This window comes from Natrinema sp. CRL1, assembly GCF_059162405.1.
On the sequence record NZ_JBLVOY010000002.1, the window covers coordinates 221,349 to 241,902 of the forward strand.

At 64.9% G+C, this 20,554-nt stretch carries 15 protein-coding genes; 11 read left to right on the forward strand and 4 right to left on the reverse strand.

Annotated features, from left to right (window positions below; genetic code table 11):
- Position 1 precedes the first annotated feature (1 nt).
- The 3 genes from ACJYUO_RS06895 to ACJYUO_RS06905 all read right to left on the reverse strand — a co-directional run bounded on the left by ACJYUO_RS06895 (position 2) and on the right by ACJYUO_RS06905 (position 3,794).
- Complete coding sequence (locus tag ACJYUO_RS06895; RefSeq protein WP_494344652.1) at positions 2-436, reverse strand: desampylase; 435 nt, start codon at positions 434-436, stop codon at positions 2-4.
- On the reverse strand, positions 433-1,422 hold the full coding sequence (locus ACJYUO_RS06900; RefSeq protein ID WP_494344653.1) for an ABC transporter substrate-binding protein: 990 nt from the start codon (positions 1,420-1,422) through the stop codon (positions 433-435). The genes ACJYUO_RS06895 and ACJYUO_RS06900 overlap by 4 nt, the downstream gene beginning before the upstream one ends.
- Before the next feature lie 458 nt (positions 1,423-1,880).
- Positions 1,881-3,794 carry a molybdopterin biosynthesis protein gene (locus tag ACJYUO_RS06905; RefSeq protein WP_494344654.1) on the reverse strand — a complete coding sequence of 638 codons (1,914 nt, stop codon included), beginning with the start codon at positions 3,792-3,794 and terminating at the stop codon, positions 1,881-1,883.
- A 144-nt stretch (positions 3,795-3,938) separates the two neighbouring features.
- On the opposite strand from ACJYUO_RS06905, the gene ACJYUO_RS06910 reads away from it, so the two are divergent.
- Positions 3,939-5,066, forward strand: coding sequence for a serine hydrolase domain-containing protein (locus tag ACJYUO_RS06910; protein WP_494344655.1), 1,128 nt, complete (start codon positions 3,939-3,941; stop codon positions 5,064-5,066).
- 72 nt (positions 5,067-5,138) lie between these two features.
- On the forward strand, positions 5,139-5,777 hold the full coding sequence (locus ACJYUO_RS06915) for a DedA family protein (protein WP_494344656.1): 639 nt from the start codon (positions 5,139-5,141) through the stop codon (positions 5,775-5,777).
- 71 nt (positions 5,778-5,848) lie between these two features.
- Here the strand turns inward: ACJYUO_RS06915 and ACJYUO_RS06920 are convergent, their stop codons facing one another.
- The gene (locus tag ACJYUO_RS06920; protein WP_494344657.1) at positions 5,849-7,168 is read right to left on the reverse strand and encodes a molybdopterin molybdotransferase MoeA; all 1,320 of its coding nucleotides are present in this window, start codon (positions 7,166-7,168) and stop codon (positions 5,849-5,851) included.
- Positions 7,169-7,558: 390 nt separating this feature from the next.
- On the opposite strand from ACJYUO_RS06920, the gene ACJYUO_RS06925 reads away from it, so the two are divergent.
- The 9 genes from ACJYUO_RS06925 to ACJYUO_RS06965 all read left to right on the forward strand — a co-directional run bounded on the left by ACJYUO_RS06925 (position 7,559) and on the right by ACJYUO_RS06965 (position 20,553).
- Positions 7,559-7,921, forward strand: a complete 363-nt coding sequence (locus ACJYUO_RS06925; RefSeq protein WP_494344658.1) for an Hsp20/alpha crystallin family protein — start codon at positions 7,559-7,561, stop codon at positions 7,919-7,921.
- Positions 7,922-7,996: 75 nt separating this feature from the next.
- Positions 7,997-9,667: an ABC1 kinase family protein gene (locus ACJYUO_RS06930; protein WP_494344659.1), complete on the forward strand. Its 1,671-nt coding sequence runs from the start codon at positions 7,997-7,999 to the stop codon at positions 9,665-9,667.
- 107 nt (positions 9,668-9,774) lie between these two features.
- The gene (locus ACJYUO_RS06935) at positions 9,775-11,448 is read left to right on the forward strand and encodes an asparagine synthase-related protein (protein ID WP_494344660.1); all 1,674 of its coding nucleotides are present in this window, start codon (positions 9,775-9,777) and stop codon (positions 11,446-11,448) included.
- Between the two features lie 111 nt (positions 11,449-11,559).
- A complete protein-coding gene (locus ACJYUO_RS06940; protein ID WP_494344661.1) occupies positions 11,560-12,633 on the forward strand; it encodes an enolase-like domain-containing protein in 1,074 nt (357 codons plus the stop codon).
- A 384-nt stretch (positions 12,634-13,017) separates the two neighbouring features.
- Positions 13,018-13,392 (forward strand): translation initiation factor IF-5A, encoded by a 375-nt coding sequence (locus ACJYUO_RS06945; protein WP_006430558.1) that lies wholly within the window; start codon positions 13,018-13,020, stop codon positions 13,390-13,392.
- Positions 13,392-14,240 carry an agmatinase gene (speB, locus tag ACJYUO_RS06950; RefSeq protein WP_494344662.1) on the forward strand — a complete coding sequence of 283 codons (849 nt, stop codon included), beginning with the start codon at positions 13,392-13,394 and terminating at the stop codon, positions 14,238-14,240. Before ACJYUO_RS06945 ends, speB begins: the two co-directional genes overlap by 1 nt.
- Positions 14,241-14,491: 251 nt before the next feature.
- The gene (locus ACJYUO_RS06955) at positions 14,492-14,989 is read left to right on the forward strand and encodes an 8-oxo-dGTP diphosphatase (RefSeq protein ID WP_494344663.1); all 498 of its coding nucleotides are present in this window, start codon (positions 14,492-14,494) and stop codon (positions 14,987-14,989) included.
- Between the two features lie 444 nt (positions 14,990-15,433).
- On the forward strand, positions 15,434-15,997 hold the full coding sequence (locus ACJYUO_RS06960) for a hypothetical protein (RefSeq protein WP_494344664.1): 564 nt from the start codon (positions 15,434-15,436) through the stop codon (positions 15,995-15,997).
- Complete coding sequence (locus tag ACJYUO_RS06965) at positions 15,994-20,553, forward strand: vWA domain-containing protein (RefSeq protein WP_494344665.1); 4,560 nt, start codon at positions 15,994-15,996, stop codon at positions 20,551-20,553. Before ACJYUO_RS06960 ends, ACJYUO_RS06965 begins: the two co-directional genes overlap by 4 nt.
- Position 20,554 lies beyond the last annotated feature (1 nt).

The window sequence follows — 20,554 nt, forward strand, 5'->3', positions numbered from 1 at the left end:
GTCACTCGACGACGACTTGCTCGCGCTCGAACCGATCGTCGGCGTCGGTAGCCTCCTCGTTCCCGGTCCACCAGCGCCACGAGCCGATCCCGAGGGGCTCGAGCGAGACGATCAGATACGAGCGCTCGGGCCACGTCGCCTGTGCCGCGTCGGTCGCGCTCGGCCGCGGCGGGCCGCGGGGATGGGAGTGATAGAAGCCGACGATTTCCTCGCCCCGGTCCTCGAGTCGATCGAAAATCGCCAACCCCTCCTCGGGATCGATCTCGTACCGCGTTCGCGGCGTCTCGGCGACGTTTTCGGCCGGGTACTGCGACCGCACGCGGCTCCGCCCTTCGGGCTCGTACTCGCCGCCGAGGACGCCACAGATCTCTTCGGGTCGGCCCTCGCGAGCGCGCTCGAGGATCGTCTCGCGGATCGCGGTCGGGAGGACGATCACGGGTTCGGGTCGACCTCGGCTCGAGCGTCTGCGTCGGCGGGTTCGCGCTCCGTTTCGAGCGTACCGAGGGCCTCGAGTTTTCCGAACGGAACTGCGATATCCGGAGCCGGCCCGTCGAAACGGTCGGGCGACACGATCGGTGCCAGCGCCTCGAGCGTGTCCACCAGCCGCGGACCGGGCCGGTTGAGGTAGTGGTCGCCGTCCATCGCCCAGACGCGGCCCTCGCGGACCGCCGTCAGTTCCTCCCAGCCGTCGCGGTCGGTCAGGTCGGCCCGATTCGCCGCGGTCTGCTCGAGGTCGAAGCCACAGGGCGCGACGATCACGATTTCCGGGTCGTACGCGCGGATGTCGTCCCACTCGCGGGGGCTCGAGGCCTCGCCGACGGCGGCCAGCCCGTACTCGCCGCCGGCCCAGTCGACCAGTTCGGCGGTCCAGTGGCCCGCGATCATCACCGGATCGGTCCAGTCGAAGATCGCCACGCGCGGGCGATCCTCGGCGGCGGGGTCGGCAGTTTTCTCTCGGACCGTTTCGATTCGAGCCTCGAGCTCCTGTCGAACTGCTCGAGTCCGGTCCTCGCACCCGACGGCGCGGCCGATTCGCTCGAGGTCGTCCAGTACGTCCGCGACACTGTGGGGATCTGTCGGCACGATTTCGGGATCGGCGTCGATCTTCGCGGCGGCGTCCTCGATGACGGCCACGTCGACCGCACAGACGTCGCACATTCCCTGCGTGACGATCACGTCCGGCTCGAGGTCCTCGAGTATCTCGGTGTCGACCTCGTAGACACCGCCCTCGGTATCGGCGGTCTCGAGCACCTGCTGGTCGATCTCGCCGCTCGATCCCGAGGCATCGATCCGCGAACTGGTGACGGCGGGTGCGGACGCGGCACTCGGCGGGTAGTCGCACTCGTGGGAGACGCCGACCGGTTCGAGCCCGAGCGCGGCGACCGACTCGGTGGCCGAGGGGAGCGTTGTGACGATTCGCATGGTCGTCCGTAGGGAGCGAACGGGCAAAAACGGCGGGCTCGGTACCGGGACATCGACGGTCGTTCAGACAAGTATCCATCCGTAGTTTTAATCATCTCACAAAAACAGCACAGCATATGAGCGTTTTAATTCAACTTGCTGCCCTCGGAACGGTACTCCTCGGAGTGGCCTACATCGTTGTCCCGCGCAAAATGCATCCCTATAGTCTGCGCTACGGACGCAGCAACGACCCTCCGATATCGAAAACGGAAGTCTGGCTCTATCGATTACTCGGAATCGGACTCGTTGCAATCGGACTGCCGCGACTACTTTGATACGGATTGCTATACCGATGTCCCGGCGCAACCGCCGCCCGGATCGCGGTTGCGCCGGAAATGACGTACAGTAAACCGTATGAGACAGACCGCTGCAACAACTCCCCCGTCTGTATTCCTGTGACGTGTGCTGGACCGGTACCGCTACTCCGCCGAAATATCCGACAGCGCTCGCTCGAGTTCCCGAACGCCCTCCTTTTTGGTTCGATCCGGATTGGCAAGAACCCGAATTGGCTGCTCGCCGAGCGGAACGAAGCCGAGATCGAGCCGTTCGGCCGTTTCGCGCAGGCCGAGGCCGGCGTCGGCGTCGCCGTCGATGACCTTTCGAGCGGGACTCTCGTGAGCGCGCAGGCCCAGATCGAAGCCGTCGATCGCCTCGGCGATCTCGTGGCGGTCCGACTCGCGTTCCTCCGCGAGGTCGGCCACCACAGCGTCGAGACTCGAGCGCAGCCCGGAGTCGCTCGTCCGATTGATAAAGCGCAGGTCGCGGTCGACCAGGTCCGCGAGTCCCTCGATCTCGTCGGGGTTGCCCGCGGGGACGACCAGCCCCCACTCGCGGGTCCACCGGCCGAGTTCGTCCGCTTCGAACTCCGGTTCGACGGGGCCCGCGACGACGGCCACGTCGGGAACGCCGTCGCGGAGCCGCCGCAGGCCGGGTCGGCTGCCGACCGAGAGGTATCGCGGGTTCTCGAGGCCGTCGAGCAGCCGGGAAACGGTCGGGTCGTCCTCGCCGACGCCGAACAGCGTCGGCGGCCGAACGTCCGGCGAAAACAGCGTGACCGTGAGGCGTTCGCCCGCCTCGAGGTAGTCGGTCTCGGGGCCGACCTCCACGACGCCGTCGGCGTCGGCGAGGCTGGTCGTCGCGCCGCTGCCCTTGTCGACCGGGTAGACGAGCGTCTCGCCGTCGCCGTCCCCGACTATCCCGACCGGCATGAGCCGGTGGCGACCCTCCTCGTATCGCTCTTGCCGTGCGAGCCGGCCGGAGACGGTGGCTGCCGCGGGTTCGGGACGCCCAGCGGCCTCGCGGATCGCCGGCGCGACGAAGGTTCGGAAGACCATCATCGCGGAGACGGGGTAGCCCGGCAGCCCGACGTAGGCGGAGTCGCCGGAAGACGAACGGTGTTCGTCTTCCGAGCCGTCCGAGCGTGGCTCGGAGACGTCCAGCCGACCGATCAGCATCGGCTTTCCGGGCTTGACGCTCACGCCGTGGAGCAGCAACTCGCCCTGTTCCTCGATGACCCGATAGATGACGTCGACCGCGCTCGCGCTGGTCGACCCCGAGGAGAGCACGAGGTCGCACTCTTCGGCCGCGGTCCGGAGGATCCGCTCCATCTCCTCTTGCTCGTCGCCAGCGTGGGGGTAGAGGACGGCCTCCCCGCCCGCGTCTTCGACTCCCGCGGCGATGGTGTAGCTGTTGACGTCGTAGATCTCGCCGCGCTCGCTCTCGAGGGGGTCACCTGGCCGCACGAGTTCGTCGCCGGTCGAGACGATGCCGACGCGCGGTTTCGCCCGGACCGGCACCTCGTCGATTCCGAGTGCGGACAGCAACCCGATGTCCCGGGGCGTGATCGTCGTTCCGGGTCCGAGCGCCCGCTCGCCAGCAGCCACGTCTGCGCCGGCGAACATGACGTTGTCACCGGGCACGACCGAGGTACGGACGAGGACCTCGTCGCCGTCCCCGTCCGTATCGGTTCGCTCGACCGGCACCATCGCGTCCGCGCCGTCGGGCATCACCGCGCCCGTCGAGATCTCGGCAGCCTGTCCCGCCTCGAGTGCCACGTCCGGTGCTTCGCCGGCGTGGACCTCGCCGACGATCTCGAGGCGAGCGGGATCGGCCTCGTCCGCACCGAACGTGTCCCGCGCCCGGAGCGCGTAGCCGTCCAGACTCGCCCGGTCGAAACCGGGCACGTCGAGCTCGGCGTCGAGTCGCGCCACGAGCACCCGGCCGCGCGCGTCCTCGAGCGGGACGCGCTCGATACCGCCTTCGAGGGCCAGCGAATCGATCGCCGCGCGGGCCTCGTCGGGGGTCGCGAGATCGCGGAACTCCTTGCGGTTCATACCGGCCCTTCGGCCGCCGCGGCTAAAAACGTCGGTCGATTCGGGCCGCTGTCCGTCGCCACCGCGGTCCGCGTTCCCCTCCGTTCTCCTGTGTCGTGTTCCCATACAACAATAATTAAGCGTCCACCCGAAGAGGTGCGAGCCATGTCACGGCTGTCCGAGACCGACCGCGAGCGCATCGCCGCGCTCTTCGATCGCCACCTCGAGGTCGGCCTCCACCACGGTGCACAGTTGGCCGTCTACGTCGACGGCGAGTCCGTGATCGACCTCGCGGGCGGGGTCGCAGCGCCCGACGGCCCTGCGGAGACCCGCGAGACGCGACACGTCCTCTTCTCGAGTACGAAACCCTACGCTGGGGTCACCTTGCACTCCCTCGTCGAGGAGGGCGACCTCGCGTACGACGACCGCGTGGTCGACCACTGGCCCGAGTTCGCCGACGAGGGAACCGAGAAAGCCGAGATAACGGTACGACAGGTGCTCAGTCACACGTCGGGACTCAATCGTGGCGAGATCGACGACCGGCCGGATCTCTGGGGCGATTGGGACGCCGTCGTCGAGCACCTCGAGGAAATGGAGCCCAATTTCATGCCCGGCGAGACGCCGGCCTACCACGCGCTGACCTTTGGCTGGCTGGTCGGCGAACTCGTCCGGCGCGTGTCGGGAACGCCGATCGAGACGGCCGCTCGAGAGCGGGTCTTCGATCCGCTCGGGCTGGACGACACCGGGATTGGCCTCCGAGAGGATGAAGACGACGACGTCGCGACGCTGGTCGGCTTCGACCCGTTCGACCGCTGTCGGGACCCCGGCGAGGGCCTCGGGGACAACGCCGAGGTCGCCGCGCCGTTCAACTCCGAGGAGATCCACCGCGCCGTGATCCCCGCGGCCAACGGCATCGGCACGGCGGGTGATATGGCCCGCTTCTACGCCTGTCTCGCAAACGGCGGTGAACTCGAGGGTACCCGAATCCTCGAGCCCGAGACCGTCGAGGAGATGACGACGGTGCAAGCCGAGACGGAGTCCGACGGCACGATCGGCCGGGAGGCTCGGTTCGCGCTCGGCTTCTGGAAGGGCGGGACGACGGTCGCGCCGTACGGCTCGCTCTCCCCCGAGCGCGCGTTCGGCCACGCCGGACTCGGGAGCAGCGTCGGCTGGGCCGACCCCGCGGCAAACATCGGTTTTGCCTACGTGACCAACGGGGTCCGCGACGGCTCCTACGAACACGTCGCCCGCGTGAACGCGCTGGCCGATGCGGTTCGGCAGGCGCTCCGGTGATCCGAACGCCGTCTCCCGTCCCCTCGAGTGCGCCGACCAAACGGTGATACGTCGCCCGATCTTACCCGATCCATGGCGGACTTCGGGACGGCCGCACTGCGCTTCATCCAACTGTACGGCCCGCTCGCGCTGTTGCTTTTTTCGTTCCTCGAGACGTCGATGCTGTTCCCGTTCTTCCCGAGCGAGGTCGTCGTTCCGGCCGCGGCCGCGATGTTGATCGTCGATCCGCTCTCGTTTCTCGGCTTCGTCGCGGCGGCGACCGTCGGCGGGACCGTCGGGGCCTTCGTCCCGTTCTACGCGTTTCGCGGCCCCGGCTCGCGCGGACTCGGCCGCCTCCGGGAGCGGATCAACGTCTCCGAGGACGCGACCGAACGCGGCCGGCAGTGGTTCCGCCGCTGGGGCAAGTCGTCGGTTTTCTGGGGCCGGCTCCTGCCGGGGCTGCGGTCCGTCGTCTCCATTCCGGCGGCCCTCGCCGGCATGTCGCCGGCCCGGTTCGGCGGCTACACGGCGGCCGGCATCGGCTTGTTCTCCGCGGCCGTCGGCGCGGTCGTCTACTACGGACGACAGCGGTCGCTCTTCGCCGCCGCTGGTTCCGTCGCCGCCGAGCGGCCAGTCCTCGCTACGGCGATCGCAGCCGTGGCCCTCGTAGTGGGACTCCTGCTCGTCGCGCGACACCGGCGAAGAGTACGCGGGTGCTATAGTAGCCACTGAAACGATTTACACACTGACCTCGACGTAGTCATGCGGTCAGGTGTGCACTGAATTTCAGTGGCTACTATAGCTCAGGCGTTCGGTTCCCAGTCTTCGACGGCGACGGTTTCGCCGGCCGGAATCCCCTCGCGGTCGTCGTCGACGACCACCCAGCCGTCGGCCAGCGCGACGCTCGAGAGCACGCCCGACCCGCTCGCTCGCGTCGGAATCGCCTCGTATCGGGGCTCGTCGGGGCCGAGGTCGTCCACGTCGCCATCGCGCTCCTCGAGTTGCACCCGCGCGAACGTCCGCGTGCCGGGCTCGCTCGGGATCTTGCGCTCGAGGCGGGCCCGCGTGATCGGGTGGGGATCGGGGGTTGTTCCCTTGAGCCAGCGAAGCACCGGCCGGAGGAACTGGACGGCGTTGACGATACAAGCGACGGGGTAGCCGGGAAGCGCGAGCACCGGGGTGTCCTCGACGAGTCCCAGACAGACGGGATGGCCGGGTTTGAGCCCAACGCCGTGGACGAGCACCTCTCCGAGGTCGTCGATCACCTCCGGGAGCAGATCGCGTTCGCCGACGCTCGAGCCGCCGGTCGTGACGACCACGTCCTTCGTCAGGTCCCGCTGGATCGCCACGCGCAACGACTCGGGATCGTCGGTGACGACGTCGCGATAGGTCGCCTTTGCGCCCCAACGCTGGGCCAGCCGCGAGACGGTGAGTCCGTTGGTCTCGACTACCTCGCCGGGGCCGGGATCGCCCGCGACGAGTTCCTCGCCGGTCGGAACCACGCCCACCGTCGGCTGCTGGGCGACCGCGACGCGGCCGTAGCCCGCCGACCGCAGCAGTCCCAGATCCGACGGCCGGAGCCGGTGGCCCGCGTCGTAGAGGTGCTGGTCCTCCTCGATGTCCTCCCCCACGGGCGCGACGTTTTCACCCTCCGCGATCGCGTCCGCGACCTCGAGTTCGCCCGCCGACTCGAGTTCCGTGACCCGCTCGATCATGACGACGCCGTCGGCACCCTCGGGGAGCGCGCTGCCGGTGTGGACCCGCGCGGCCGTCCCGGGGTCGATGTGGTCGGCCGTGGCGTGCTCGCCGCCGAAGTCGCCCGGCCCGGCGATCCGCAACACTTCGGGCGACCGGTCGCTGGCTCCGAACGTGTCCGCGGCCCGGACGGCGTAGCCGTCCATCGCCGCCCGCTCGTAGTGGGGCACGTCTCGAGCGGACGTGACGGGGGCCGCGAGGACGCGACCGTCCGCGCGGTCGACGTCGACGGTCTCGGTCCCACAGGGGATGTCCGCGTCGGCGTCCCCACTCTCCTCGACTGCGTCCCGCAGGATTCGGCGCGCCTCGTCGACCGGCGTCCGAACCTTGAACCCGGCCTCCGTACGCTCGCGGTCGGCACCTTCCATACCCTGAATCGGGTCGCCGGAGGCCAAAAGCGTAGGGGGAACCGTCTACGACGCGGTCGCTTCGCGGGTGGATTCGGGTCGCAACGAGTAGGTCTCTCGTTCGGACGATGGCTCGAGCGGGGGCACCTCGACCCTCACTCCGTGCGTCAGCCGGTCTGCAGTGGCGCGCACTGTTAGCCGTCCGAACGAGAGTGAGGGCGGCTACCGATGCTGTGCGAGGGATGAGTGAGCGACTGAAAGGAGTGAACGAATCGGTTGGGGAGGGTGTGGCTCTCAGTGTTGCCACGATAGCAGGACGCTGCTGTTCCGCATCCGATACGAACTCGTGTATGCGCCCGATGACTCGCCGCGACCGCGGCCTTTTTCGTATCGGCGTTCGAACCTGTAGCTATGCCAGCGCTCCGCGACGCGTTGCGGGACCTCTCCGAGGACGTCTTCTTCGATCTGCTCGAGAGCGAGGACGCCTATCTGCTCGTACTCGACGTGCCCGGCGTCGCCGCCGAGTCGCTCGACCTCGCGATCGAAGACGGAGTAATTTCCATCGACGCCCACCGCGATAAAGAGCCAACCGGCGACTACCGCTACCTCGAGGAGAACCGCTCGCTCTTTCTCGAGGCCGAGCTTCCGCTGCCCGACGACGCCTCCGACGCCGGGGCCGAGGCGACGGTCAACCGCGGCGTCCTCGAGCTGACGCTCCCGAAACGCGGCGCGGGCGAGGAGACGACAATCGATATCGTCGACGAGGACGCCTAAACGGGGTGACAGAGGCTGGCCTCCCTCCGCGCCTATAAGCGGTTCGTCGTCGTCGCGTGGCAGTTCCTCCCGCTGTTGCTCGCCTACGCCCGCGATCGGCGGCGCTTCCTGCTGTTCGGTCGGCCCCGACAGATCGACCCCGAGACCCACCGCCACCGAGCCGAGGTATTACTCGAGTCGCTGCTGACGCTGGGGCCGACGTTCATCAAACTCGGGCAGTTGCTGTCGACCCGGCCGGACGTGCTCCCGCCGGCGTATATCGACGTGCTCGCGTCGCTGCAAGACGACGTGCCGCCGGCACCGTGGCCCGACGCGAAGCGGGTGCTCGAGGACGAACTCGGCCCCGTCGACGAGCACTTCGCGGCGTTCGACACCGACCCGATCAGCGGCGCGAGTCTGGGACAGGTCTATCGAGCGCGCCTCGATCCCGATGCCGTCGGGACGGATCGAAGCGGCGACGGTGAGACGGCGGCGGCCCGCGCCGACGGCGAGGGGGGCCGCGAGGTCGCGGTGAAGGTCCGCCGGCCCGAAATCGAATCCCTCGTCCGGGCCGATCTGCGCGTCATCAAGTGGTCGCTGCCGCTCCTGTTGTACTTCGTCGACGACGCCCGGTCGTTCTCGCTCGAGAATCTGGCCGAGGAGTTCTCGAAAACCATCCGCGAGGAGATGGACTACGAGCGCGAGGCCGAGATGCTCGCCGAAATCAGGGGCAACTTCGCGGACGACGACCGGTTTCTGATCCCCGACGCCGTCGAGAGTCACTCCGGGCCGCGCGTGCTCACGATGGAGTACATCGAGGGGACGAAAATTAACGATCTCGAGGCACTCGAGCGCAAGGGGATCGATCGGACGAAGATCGCGGAGAACTTGGAGCGGTCGTACCTGCAGATGATCATGGACGACGGGGTCTTCCACGCCGACCCCCACCCGGGCAACCTCGCGGTGACCGACGAGGGGGCGATCGTCTTCTACGACTTTGGGATGTCCGGGCGGGTCGATCCCTTCGTCCAGGAGAAGATCGTCGACTTCTACATCGCCGTCGCCAACCAGGATATCGACGGCATCCTCGACGCACTGGTCGAGATCGGGACGCTGTCACCGGACGCCGACCGCGGCGTGATGGCCGAGGTAATGGAGATCGCCATCCAGGACGCCCGCGGCGAGGACGTCGAGCAGTACCGCGTCAACCAGATCGTCGGTCAGATCGAGGACTCGATCTACGAGTTCCCGCTCCGGCTGCCGAAGAACCTCGCGCTCGTGTTGCGGGTCGCGACCGTCGTCGAAGGCGTCTGTGTCACGTTAGACGAGGACTTCGACTTCATCTCGGTCGCGACCGACTACCTGACCGAGGAGGGGTATCGCGAGGAGTCGATCCGGCAGTATCTCGACGAAACGGGAAACCAGCTCCGCCGGACCGGCGAGTCGCTGACCCGGATCGCACCCAAGGCCGAACGAGCGCTCAACCGACTCGACCGCGACGACCTCTACGTTCGTATCGGCGTCGAAGACTCGGAGGACGTCTTCGAGGACCTCGCCAAGCGGCTGGTCTACGGCATGTTACTCACGATGTCACTGTTCTCGATGGGCGTCCTCTACGCGCTCGAGGCCCCCAGAGGGTCGGTCGTTGCGGCGATGTTCTCGGTGCTCGTGATGATCCAACTTTACCGTTCGTTCCGCTCGCCGAGCTCGATCGGGGCGCGACCACAGTTTACTCGACAGAACCTGCGCCAGCGCCGCGACGAGTAACGAGATACTGTTCATCGACTGCATCGACTGTTCATCGGTGACTGAATATCGCTGCGAGCGGAGTATTCATTCCATTACAATGTCCAACGCGCTGGTTCGGACGAGCAATGCCGACAGTACTGCTCGCGAATCCCAACGCCGAAGTCGTCAGTCGGGACGAGCGCCAGTGGGTCCTCTGTGGAACGCACGCACACGAACTCCGCGCGGAGATCGACGGCGGAGCGGGTTTCGAGGCGGTCAAAACCCTCCACGATTCGCTGCCCGGTGAGGGAACGATCATCGCCCTCTCTGCGCGTGCGGACGAGTCGACGATACGCGCCCACCGCGGCATCACGTCGGCCTACGAGGTGTTCTACTGCCTCGACTCGAGCGGTGAGCCGGTGCTCACTGACCTGTTCCGGAACGCCCTCGCCCGGCTCGAGCCGGCCGATCGGACGGTACCGGACCGAGCGAAAGCCGACCACCTGCTCTATCGAACGACGCCGATCGACTCCTACGTCGAGCGGATCCACCGCCTCGGTCACGGCGAGACGCTCACGTGGACGCCCGGGGAGACCACACCCCGAACCGAACTGACGGAGACGCTCGAGCCAGAGCCCGATCTCTCGCCTGCGAGCGCTCACGATCGGCTTGACGAGGTGCTGTCGGCGGTCTGTGCCCCGATCGCGGACGACGCCTCGCTCATGCTCTCGGGCGGCGTCGACTCGACCGTTCTCGAGCCCTACCTGACGAACCCGACCGAGAGCGTGACCGGTGCCTTCGACACGCCCGAACTCGAGTTCGAGCGGGAGTACGCCGATCGGGCGAACGACCTCGTCGAGACCGACCGCGAGGTCGTCGACATGTCCGAATCGTCGTACCTCGAGCGCCTCGAGACGGCCGTCGACGCGGTGGGGATGCCGCCCCACCAGCTCCAGACGCCGACGTTCGACGGCATCTACCGCGAGTTCGACGGCACCGATACGCTCGTCAGCGGCCAGGTCGCGGACGCCGTCTTCGGCCTCGGCGGCTCGCTCGAGGTCGCTCGCAAGGTCTGGATGACGCGCCATCTCGCGTACGTCCCGCCGGTCGTGGCGAAACTAAAGCAACACCGAGACGTGCTCGAGCGACTCCGGCGGCATCCATCGGATCCCGACGGACAGGGGCTCCAGTTTGCGGTCTACACCGACGTGCCCTCGGTCGTCGAGACCATCGGTCGCCGACGGTACGAACGACGACAGCGCGAGCGCTACGAGTACGCGATGGATCGGGTCCCCGACGCCGACGGGGGCAGATACGCGCGGCACGTCCACGTCGGGCAGTGGATCGACTTCTTCTGTGAAGACGCCGTCACCGTCTGGCGACAGGCCGGCCTCGCGCGGGGTTGTGAGATGTACACGCCCTTTGCGGGCAAGGCGGTCGCCGAACTCGCGCTCGGACTCTCCTCGCCCGAGCGCTACGTCCGCGACGGCGAGCCAAAACACGTCCCGAAGCGACTGCTCGGCGAGTGGTACCCCGAGTACGACCGGAGCAAGCCGAAAGGAAACGGCAACTTCCCGGCCGACCGGTTCCTCTCGACGGGGCCGCTCGCGTCCGTCTTCGACCGCTACGCGGTCCCCGAGTTCGCCCCGGACGTCTCGGGCGCGATCGTCGACCACTCCCCCGGCCTCGCGTGGAATCTGGCTGGCTACGCCGTCTGGCGCGACCGCGTTCTCCGAGCGGACGACCTCGAGCCAGTGTCTCATACCCGGACCGTGTCGGTGCCCTCGAGTACGCGCCGGTCCCCGGGCGAGACGGTCTAGCCTGCCGAGATTCGGCGCTTCACGCGCGTCTCGAGAGTGGGCCGAAGGACCCGTTTCGCACCGACCGCGGCGGCCCCGAGCTTCTTTCCACTCCGGGACCGAACGGCCGGTATGGAGTACGAGGCAATTGCCGACCTGCCGCTGACGATCGAGGAGGCGTCGACCAGCCGCCTCGAGCGCGAGACCTCGAGCGAGTTCACCCACGTCACGACGGAGGTTTCGCTTATCGGGCCGGCACCGGACGGCGACGGAACAACCACCGGCCGCGGCGAGGACGTTACCTACGAGACCGAAGACCACGACCGACTGGCGGAGACGGGACTGCCCGACCTGACCGGCGAGTGGACGATCGACTCGTTTTCCGCGCGGCTCGCCGATCTCGATCTCTTCCCGGGCGGCGTGCCCGATCGAGAAGTCTTTCGGAACTACCGGCGATGGGGGGTAGAGAGCGCCGCGCTGGATCTCGCCCTCCGGCAGGCCGAGACCGACCTCGGGAGCGAACTGGGCCGCACGGCCGATCCCGTCCGGTTCGTCGCCAGCACCCGCCTCGGCGAGCCGCCGACGACCGACCGGCTCGAGTCGCTGCGCGAGCGGGTGCCCGACCTCGAGTTCAAGCTCGATCCCATCCCGGCGTGGGACGCGGAGCTGGTGGCGGCTATCGGCGAGACCGTCGGGACCGAGGCAGTCCAAATCCTCGATCTGAAGGGCCAGTACGAGGGAACCGAGGTGGACGTGCCGGCCGATCCGGCGCTGTACGAACGCGTCCTCGAGGCGTTCCCCGAGGCCGTCGTCGAGGATCCGGCGCTGACCGACGAGACGCGCTCCCTCTTCGAGGATTCCACTGTACGCTCCCGGGTCTCGTGGGACGCCCCGATTCACGGGATCACGGATATCGAAGCGCTGCCGTGGGAACCCGACTGGCTGAACATCAAGCCATCGCGATTTGGCTCGCTCGAGTCGCTGTGCGAGACGATTTCCTACTGCGACGAGCGGGGCGTTCGGCTGTACGGCGGCGGCCAGTTCGAACTCGGGGTCGGCCGCGACCAGATCCAGCGGCTGGCGTCGCTTTGCTACCCCAACGGGCCGAACGACGTCGCGCCGCGGGCGTACAACGATCCCGACGTCGGGGACGGACTACCGCGCAGTCCGCTGGAGCTGTCGACGGAGTCCGTTGGATTTCGCTGAGAGCGGTCGGTACGGGTCGCTACCGGCGTCCGGTTTACTACGGTGTATCGGGGTCTTGGAACGGCGACTCGAGCGATTCGTCGCCACCACCGGTATCGACACCTTCGCAATTGGCCAGTAGACTTTCAGGTTTCGGGCTGCTTCGAAGAAGTCCGGGGTGGACTGGATGGATGTGAGGTCTGCGGTCCAGCCTGGATGTGAGTTTTTTACCCGGACATTCGTCCGGTTGCAGCCTCCACATGAAAAGGATGGGGGTTTCGTCAATCGATGAGTCGCGACACTGAGCCGAACTGAACCTCGCCCGAACCGGCCCTGTTAGCACATCGAACGCACGCCAGCGGCCATTCCAAACGGTTTATGCACGTCGATTGATTACGCCGGGACATGGCGAAACAGCAGACCGAAGTTCGCGAACTCCAGGAAGGAAGCTACGTCATGATCGACGACACGCCGTGTAAGATCAACGCCTACTCGACGGCGAAGCCGGGCAAACACGGCAGCGCCAAGGCTCGCGTCGAGGCCGAAGGCGTCTTCGACGGGAAGAAGCGATCGCTCTCCCAGCCCGTCGACGCGAAGATCTGGGTCCCGATCATCGAGCGCAAAAACGGTCAGGTCGTCTCCGTCGACGGCTCTGACATGCAGGTCATGGACCTCGAGACCTACGAGACGATCACGATGCGCATCCCCGACGATATCGATGTCTCCCCCGACGAGAACATCGAGTACCTCGAGATGGAAGACCAGCGAAAGATCGTCTAATGTTCCCCGGGGCGACTGACGAGCGCGAGGCGACCGACACGGCGGATCGATCCACCCGTGACGGCGCGAACTTCGTGGTCGTCGGTGCGCCCCTGGACGCAACGACGACCTTTCAGCCGGGGACCCGCTTTGGGCCCCGGCGAATCCGTTCTTTTGCCGAGCCGTTCGACGATTACGACCGCCGGACGGACCGGCGCTTTTCGACCCTCGGCGTCGCCGACCGCGGCGACGTTCGTGCGTGGAACGACGTTTCCGACTACCTCGAGTACCTGACGAGCACCCTGCGGGAAGTCGTCTGGAACGACGCCGTTCCGCTACTGTTGGGCGGCGAACACACCGTCTCCCTCGCGGGGGCACGCGCGGTCGAACCCGAGGTGTTCGTCTGTTGTGACGCTCACCTGGACCTGCACGACGCCTACGACGGCAATCCGCTCTCCCACGCCGCCGTCACCCGGCGTATCCTCGAGGACGTCGACGCCGTCGAGGAGGTCGTTCTCCTCGGGGCTCGCACCGGCAGCGAAACCGAGTGGGAACGCGCCGCCGCAGACGACGTGACCGTCGTTCCGCCCGAGGAGGTAGGCGAGTGGTCACCCGGCGACCGACTCGCAGACCGCGAGGTCTACCTGAGTGTGGACATCGACGCTGCCGACCCCGGCTACGCGCCGGGAACCGGGACGATGGAACCGTTCGGCCTCGAGCCCCGCGAACTCCGCGACGTGGTGCACGAAGTGGCACCGCAGGCCGACGGGTTCGACGTGGTCGAGGTCAACGACCGCGACGACGGCCAGACGGCCGCACTGGCCGCGAAACTGGTCCGAGAGTTCGTCTTCTCGAATGCTGACGGGTAATCGGCATTTCTCGTCCGTACGCTGCGGTGGCGCGTGCTGAGCCGCGGTGAGCGGACGGCGAACCGCGGCTCGAACGCACGCGAGGGATGAGTGAGGACGTGAGTCCGAACGAATCGGGTGGGGAGGTCGAGGCATCTCCGTGCTGGCACGATAGCAGAACGACCGTTCGGCCCGCTCCGTTTTTACCACCGACGCGAGGTTCCTTCGAGGCGAGCGTACACCCTTTTCACCCTCCGAGCGAACCCCCAACCATGATCGAGGCGACGCTCTGTTTCCCGCTCCGGGATGGCGGTGACACCGACGACGTATTGCTGATCGAGAAACGCCGCGGGCTCGGCGAAGGCTGGTACAACGGCCCCGGCGGGAAGTGCGAACCCGGCGAGACCCCCCAAGAGTGCGCGATCCGCGAAACGGAAGAAGAGGTCGGCCTCGAGGTCCGCGACCTCGAGAAGGCGGGCGAACTCCGATTCCTGCTCGACGGGGAAGGCCACACCTTCTGTCACGTCTACCGTACGCGCTCGTTCGAGGGCGAGCCGAGCGTCTCCGAGGAGGCCTATCCGGAGTGGGTTCCCGTCGATACCGTGCCCTACGATCGGATGTGGGAGGACGACCGACTGTGGCTACCGGGTGTGCTCGAGGGGAAAACCGTCTCTGGCGAGTTCCGATTCGAAGGCGGCGAACCGTTAGACGAGGCCGCGTTCGTCGATCACGACCTCGAGTGGGGTGTGTCGCTCGAGGGTCGCGAATAACGGAGCATCGGTTGTCCGTGGACGAGGTAGCAGTTCGCGGGAAGAGACGGAGGTGACGAACTGACGAATTCCTGCGCTAAACAGTTGCTCGAGGCCTATTCTAAGGCTGATGACACAGACATCGATCCCGGAAGATGTCAGTCGGCGGCGACATCAATATTATCGCTTACGTCTAATGTATTAAATCCAGAACATTCATTGCAGAAAGATCAATAATGGCAACGAATCGCTCGACTGAACCATCTCACCAGCCGATCACTGCTTCAGTATACGGCTTTGGAGCTTTCGATAGAACTGGGCTTGCACTAACCGATGTTTTCCCATCAGACATTCCAATAAATTATTGTAGTATAACTATAGACCGGTTGTATGAATCAGCAGATGTAAAAGATACTGGAGATAACGTTCTCTATTTTATTAATAACCGGAGCGATCGGGCCAGCTATGGCCGCTCCGGGAATGAATACGGCGGGGGCAGCCGTCAACGATGATAGCCTGAATGGGCTGTCTCAACTTCTCACTTCGGGTGAACAGGATTCGACCGCGCTCGAGTTGAAGTACGCTGCCGTCACCGAGTTCGCAGTGATTCAACCTGCTGATCAACGCGACGAACGACGGAAAAAGCAGGTTGGGAAGCGAATCAACGAGACGCTTGATTTCTATCTCGACAAAGACCGCGTTGAGAGCCATAAGGTGTTCGAAGGCGATGCCGCGGCCGTCTCCCGCTTAGCACCACTCGCAGACGCTGATCCAGCGCAGGTCAACCAGTCGACGTGGTTGCTCACGAAGGCGAACGCGCGGACGGCCAACGTCTCCGTCACGGACACGCGGCGCGCCCTCGAGCGATTCGAAGACGATATCGATAATCCCGGTCACAAAAACGCGATCGAGAGCCACCTTCGAAACGCCGAACGTGCGTACGACCGCGGTGGAAAGCTTCTCGAGGACGACGGGGGCAGCAACGTCGAACGAACAGCGCGGAAGCGTGCACGAGCTATCCGACCATGACTGCCTGGCGCCAGAGCCAGCAGGCACTGGACAAACTCGAGCGCCAGACGACGCCGCGGGTACGGATCACGACCCGGAACGACCCCGTTCGAAACGGCTCGGAAGCCACGAATCGGACCATCGGCGGTGCGATCGAGACGGTCCGGCCGAACGAACTCGGGAATGTGACGGTGACGGTCGAGGATGGTTCTACTGTCGAAGTCGAGCCGGGTACCAGTACCGTGCCGGCGTCAAACGTCACGTTTGTCGCGAACGTCAGCTTCGAGGATCGAGAACAGCGCATTCGGGCGACACTCGAAGAGAGCACGAACCGAAAGCACCACCGTGGGCCGCCAAAACACGCGAACGGGCGGTCGTCGTCCTCGGACTCGTCGCCAACCACCGACGAACTGCTACTGGACGGTGACGCGCTCCCGGATACATACGAACTCGAGACGGCCGGGACCGACCCACTGGATCCCGACAGCGATTCCTCGAAGACAGCCGTCGACGAGAGCGATAATGGGACGATCGACGGCCTTGAAGACTTCGACGACGACGGGGTCACGACCTACCACGAGGGGCTGTTCGGGACCGACCCGTTCAGCGGGGACACCGATGGTGATCGGCTTCCCGACCGCTACGAGATTCGGTATTCGAAACTCGACCAGACGAAGGCCGACACGAACGACGATGGCGTCACCGATGACGAGTGGGACATTGACAACGATAGTCTGACCACGCTCGAGGAGTACGAGGCCGGCACGACGCCGACGCAAGCCGACGAGGATCGTGACGACCTCGATGATGACCGCGAACTCGAGATCGGCACGAATTCGAGTGATCCCGATACGGACGACGACGGACTGCTTGACGGCGAGGAGATTGCCCTTGGAACAGATCCACTTGTCGCGGACTCTGACGGCGACGGAACGCTGGATGGCAACGCCACGTACACGACGGCGACGAGCAACGAGTCGCTCGGCGTCAACGTTTCGCTGGCGGGTAGCGGTGACATCGCCAGCGGCGTCACGATCGAGAACGGTTCACAAGAACGATTCGAGAGCGGTTCGATCGAGTCGGCCCAGGTCACGTCGTTCGTCGACCTCGAGTCCGAGGAGTCGTTCGAGTCGGCGAACGTCACGTTCTCCTACGATGACTCACAGCTCGGAGAAACGAACGAATCGGATCTGGTCGTCTTCCGGTACAACGAGTCGCTGAGGGTATTCGAACCCCTGAATACGACGGTCGATCAGGAGTCGAACACAGTCACTGGAGAAACCGAACACTTCTCGCGGTTCGTCGTCTTCGACGTGCGTAACTGGGCGTCGAACTTCGTCGCGGAACGCCCCGAAAACGAGACTGACGAGTCGGAAGTCCAGCCCGTCGACGTGACGATGATCATCGATTCGTCGGGCTCGATGAGTTCGAATGATCCCCAAGAGTTCCGTAAGCAGGCCGCCAAAGAGTTCGTCGGCGCATTAGTCGAGGAAGATCGAGCAGGCGTCGTTGACTTCGACGGGAATGCTCACGTGGCTCAAGAGTTGACGACCGACTTCGGGTCAGTCAACCTCACGATCGACAGTCTCGACGCCAACGGCGGAACCGATATCGGCGACGGTGTCGAAAAAGCAAATCAGCACTTCGCTGAGACGAGCAACAATTCCCGCGCACAGGTTGGGATCCTCCTCACTGACGGTCAGGGCGACGGAGGCCGCGCAGAGGCGCGCACGGCAGCCCGGCGGAATACGACGATTTACACGATCGGATTTGGCGGTGCGGATGGAGATAAGCTCCAGGACATCGCTCAAATCACCGGCGGCAACTACACGCACGTTGACGATCCGGCTGATCTGCCGAACGTGTTCTCGCGGGTCGCCGACGATATCGGCGCACAGGACACTGACGGCGACGGTATTTCCGACGCCGCCGAACGACGCGGCGTGGTCACCCCGAACGCCGGCCTACTCGAGACCGATCCGTACAGCGCCGATACGGACGGTGACGGACTCGAGGACGGAACCGAACTCGGAGAGGCGATTACTGCAGAGGAACTACGAGACCGAAACACCGACGGGTCTGGTCCCCCGGGTCCGGACCCGAAGTATCAGGCGATCGTTGGAACGGTCTCCAGAGCCGGATACAATACCAGTGAACTCTCCGGATCGATCTACATCGACCCGGTGAGCGACCCAACCCGCGTTCACACCGACGGCGACGGCGTTGACGACTACACGGAGCGTCGGGAGCCAGTGACCTACGCCCGAACGACGAGTCGCGAGGCGACGAAATCGGCCCTCGAGACTGGTGAGCTGACCGAAGAGACTTTCGAAGAGGCCTACGACACCGGTCAGGCGACATCTGATCCGTGGAATAGTGACACGGATTACGATGATCTCGACGACGGTCGCGAGCGCAACCTCGCGACGAATCCAAACGACGGTGATACAGACGACGACGGTATCAGGGACGGTGACGAGACGAGTGGCCGGAACGATCCGACGCTGTACGACGTTCATCCACCGAAAATAGATGTTTACACGAGCGGCTGGCGTGTCCCGGAGACGAGTCTCGACGCCACCTACTGGGCGCGCGCATCGATCGAAGATGAGGCAGGCATCGAGGAGGTCGCGTTCGTCAAGGAGGGCTCCGTCGAAAAACGGTTCGATACCTCCGATGACGAGCTGACACGTCGGTTCGAGTACACAGATAAGATCTCCGGCGGGAACGTCGATACTAGTAACATCAAGTCGACAGTCATCTCGGGTACTGGAAGCGCGATCGACCTTAGTGGTGATCTCGCGGGAGCCATCGCTGACACGACCCTCGGAACAAGCGTGTCCCTGCGCGCGACGGACGCGACCGGCAATCGTCAGCAGGCCGTCGCCGTGCAGCGAGCGAACTTCTACGGGTACATGGCCGGTGAACTCCCGACCGGTTGGGACCTCGCAGACAGGGAGGTCGCACGAAAACTCGGTACAGTCTCCGGGTTCTCCGCGAGCGTCGGCGTCGCCTTCCGGGATGCCGAACAGCTCCTGCACGATCCCGGTGCGTTCATCGAGGGCATGCGGGCTATGCTCGAGCTCGTCGACGAAGCTGATCCCACGGTGATCGACACGCTGATCGACGGCTACATCCAGCAGTTCGAACAGAAACAGGAGCAGAACAATCCGTACGAGGGGGGCACGACGAAGTACGAGCTCTTCGAGGCGAACTGGTACCAGGGCTACGCGCTCGGCTTCCTCTCGAAACACGCCGTCAGTGGAGGCTCTACCGGAGCGAAAAACGCGATCAAGGAGACCGACCGTGTCAGCGATATCGCGGACCGGCTCTCGGATAGCCGCGCCCTTCGGGCGCTCTCTCGGATCGATGGCGCGACCGACGCCGCCAAAGCGCGAGTGACCGCACGCCTGCTGCTGGCGACCGACGACGCTGCGGAACCGCTTCTGAGTCAGGGTGAAACCGCCGGACAGGTCTATCGACTATGGCGGCTGCAGCGCGGAGTGGACGCCGATGTGGATGCCCTGCCGGAAACCAGACAGCAACAGCTCGGACGGTTCCTGTCCCAGACTGGTGGAGACGGACAGCAGATCTACGATGACCTCGCCGCCGCCGACGGTGAAGCTGCAGACGCCCTGCTCGAGATCGATACCCCCGACGTCCAGCGTCGCCTCGTGAGAGCCCATCAAAACGGCGGTCTCGATTCGGCCGAGTTGTCGACAGTCGTCAAACGCTACGACGACCTAGACCCGGACGAAAAAGCACTCGCACAGCGGTCGATTGCCCGGTCCGGGGACGACGGCGTCAGGCTGCTGGAAATCGGCGTCTGTAATAGCCCATGTGATAGCCTGTTGAAATCTGTCGATGACTTCGGCGACAAACGAGGACTAACTAGCAGAGAAAAGGACAAACTCGTCGACGCATTCGAGGATTCCGACGACGTTCCGGACGACGTTCCCGGTGAAGACCCTGAGGCTGTATATCAGGATCTCGAATTCCTCGATAGCGAAAGTATAGAAGATTTGAATGGTGTGATGGGGAAAATATCTGGTGATAGGGCTGGATACACTGGTCTCGCGGGAGAAACCCGAACTGCAAGGAAAGTAATCGAAAATGACGCCGATGCTGATGTCGAATTACGAAAGAAGGTCGACCCCAACGATATCGAAGACGACGATATCCCGAACGGCCTCACTCGAGCTGATGACCTGAAGCAGGGACCCACTGACATCGACGTCAACGATAAGAACGGCCCTGCCTACGAATCGAAGAACACGCGGGACTTTGAGCCGCTCTATTCAGGCGAAAGTGCGCACGAGTCTGTCGGCGACAACCTCGAGAGTCTAAGAGAGAAATTGAATACACTTGCAGCGAGCGGCGAAGATGAAATCATCATCGTCATGCGAAAGGATCAGCTAAGTGCCGAATACAGTGACGAAATCAGAGATGATTTCCGGCCAGAAGTCGACGATTCGGTGAAAGAACTCGATAATCCGACTCAGCTCGCCGGTGTAGTCGAAGACAACTTCGATGGTGTTACAGTGGAGTTCAAAAGCTACGAGGAAGTAGGGGCGTAAA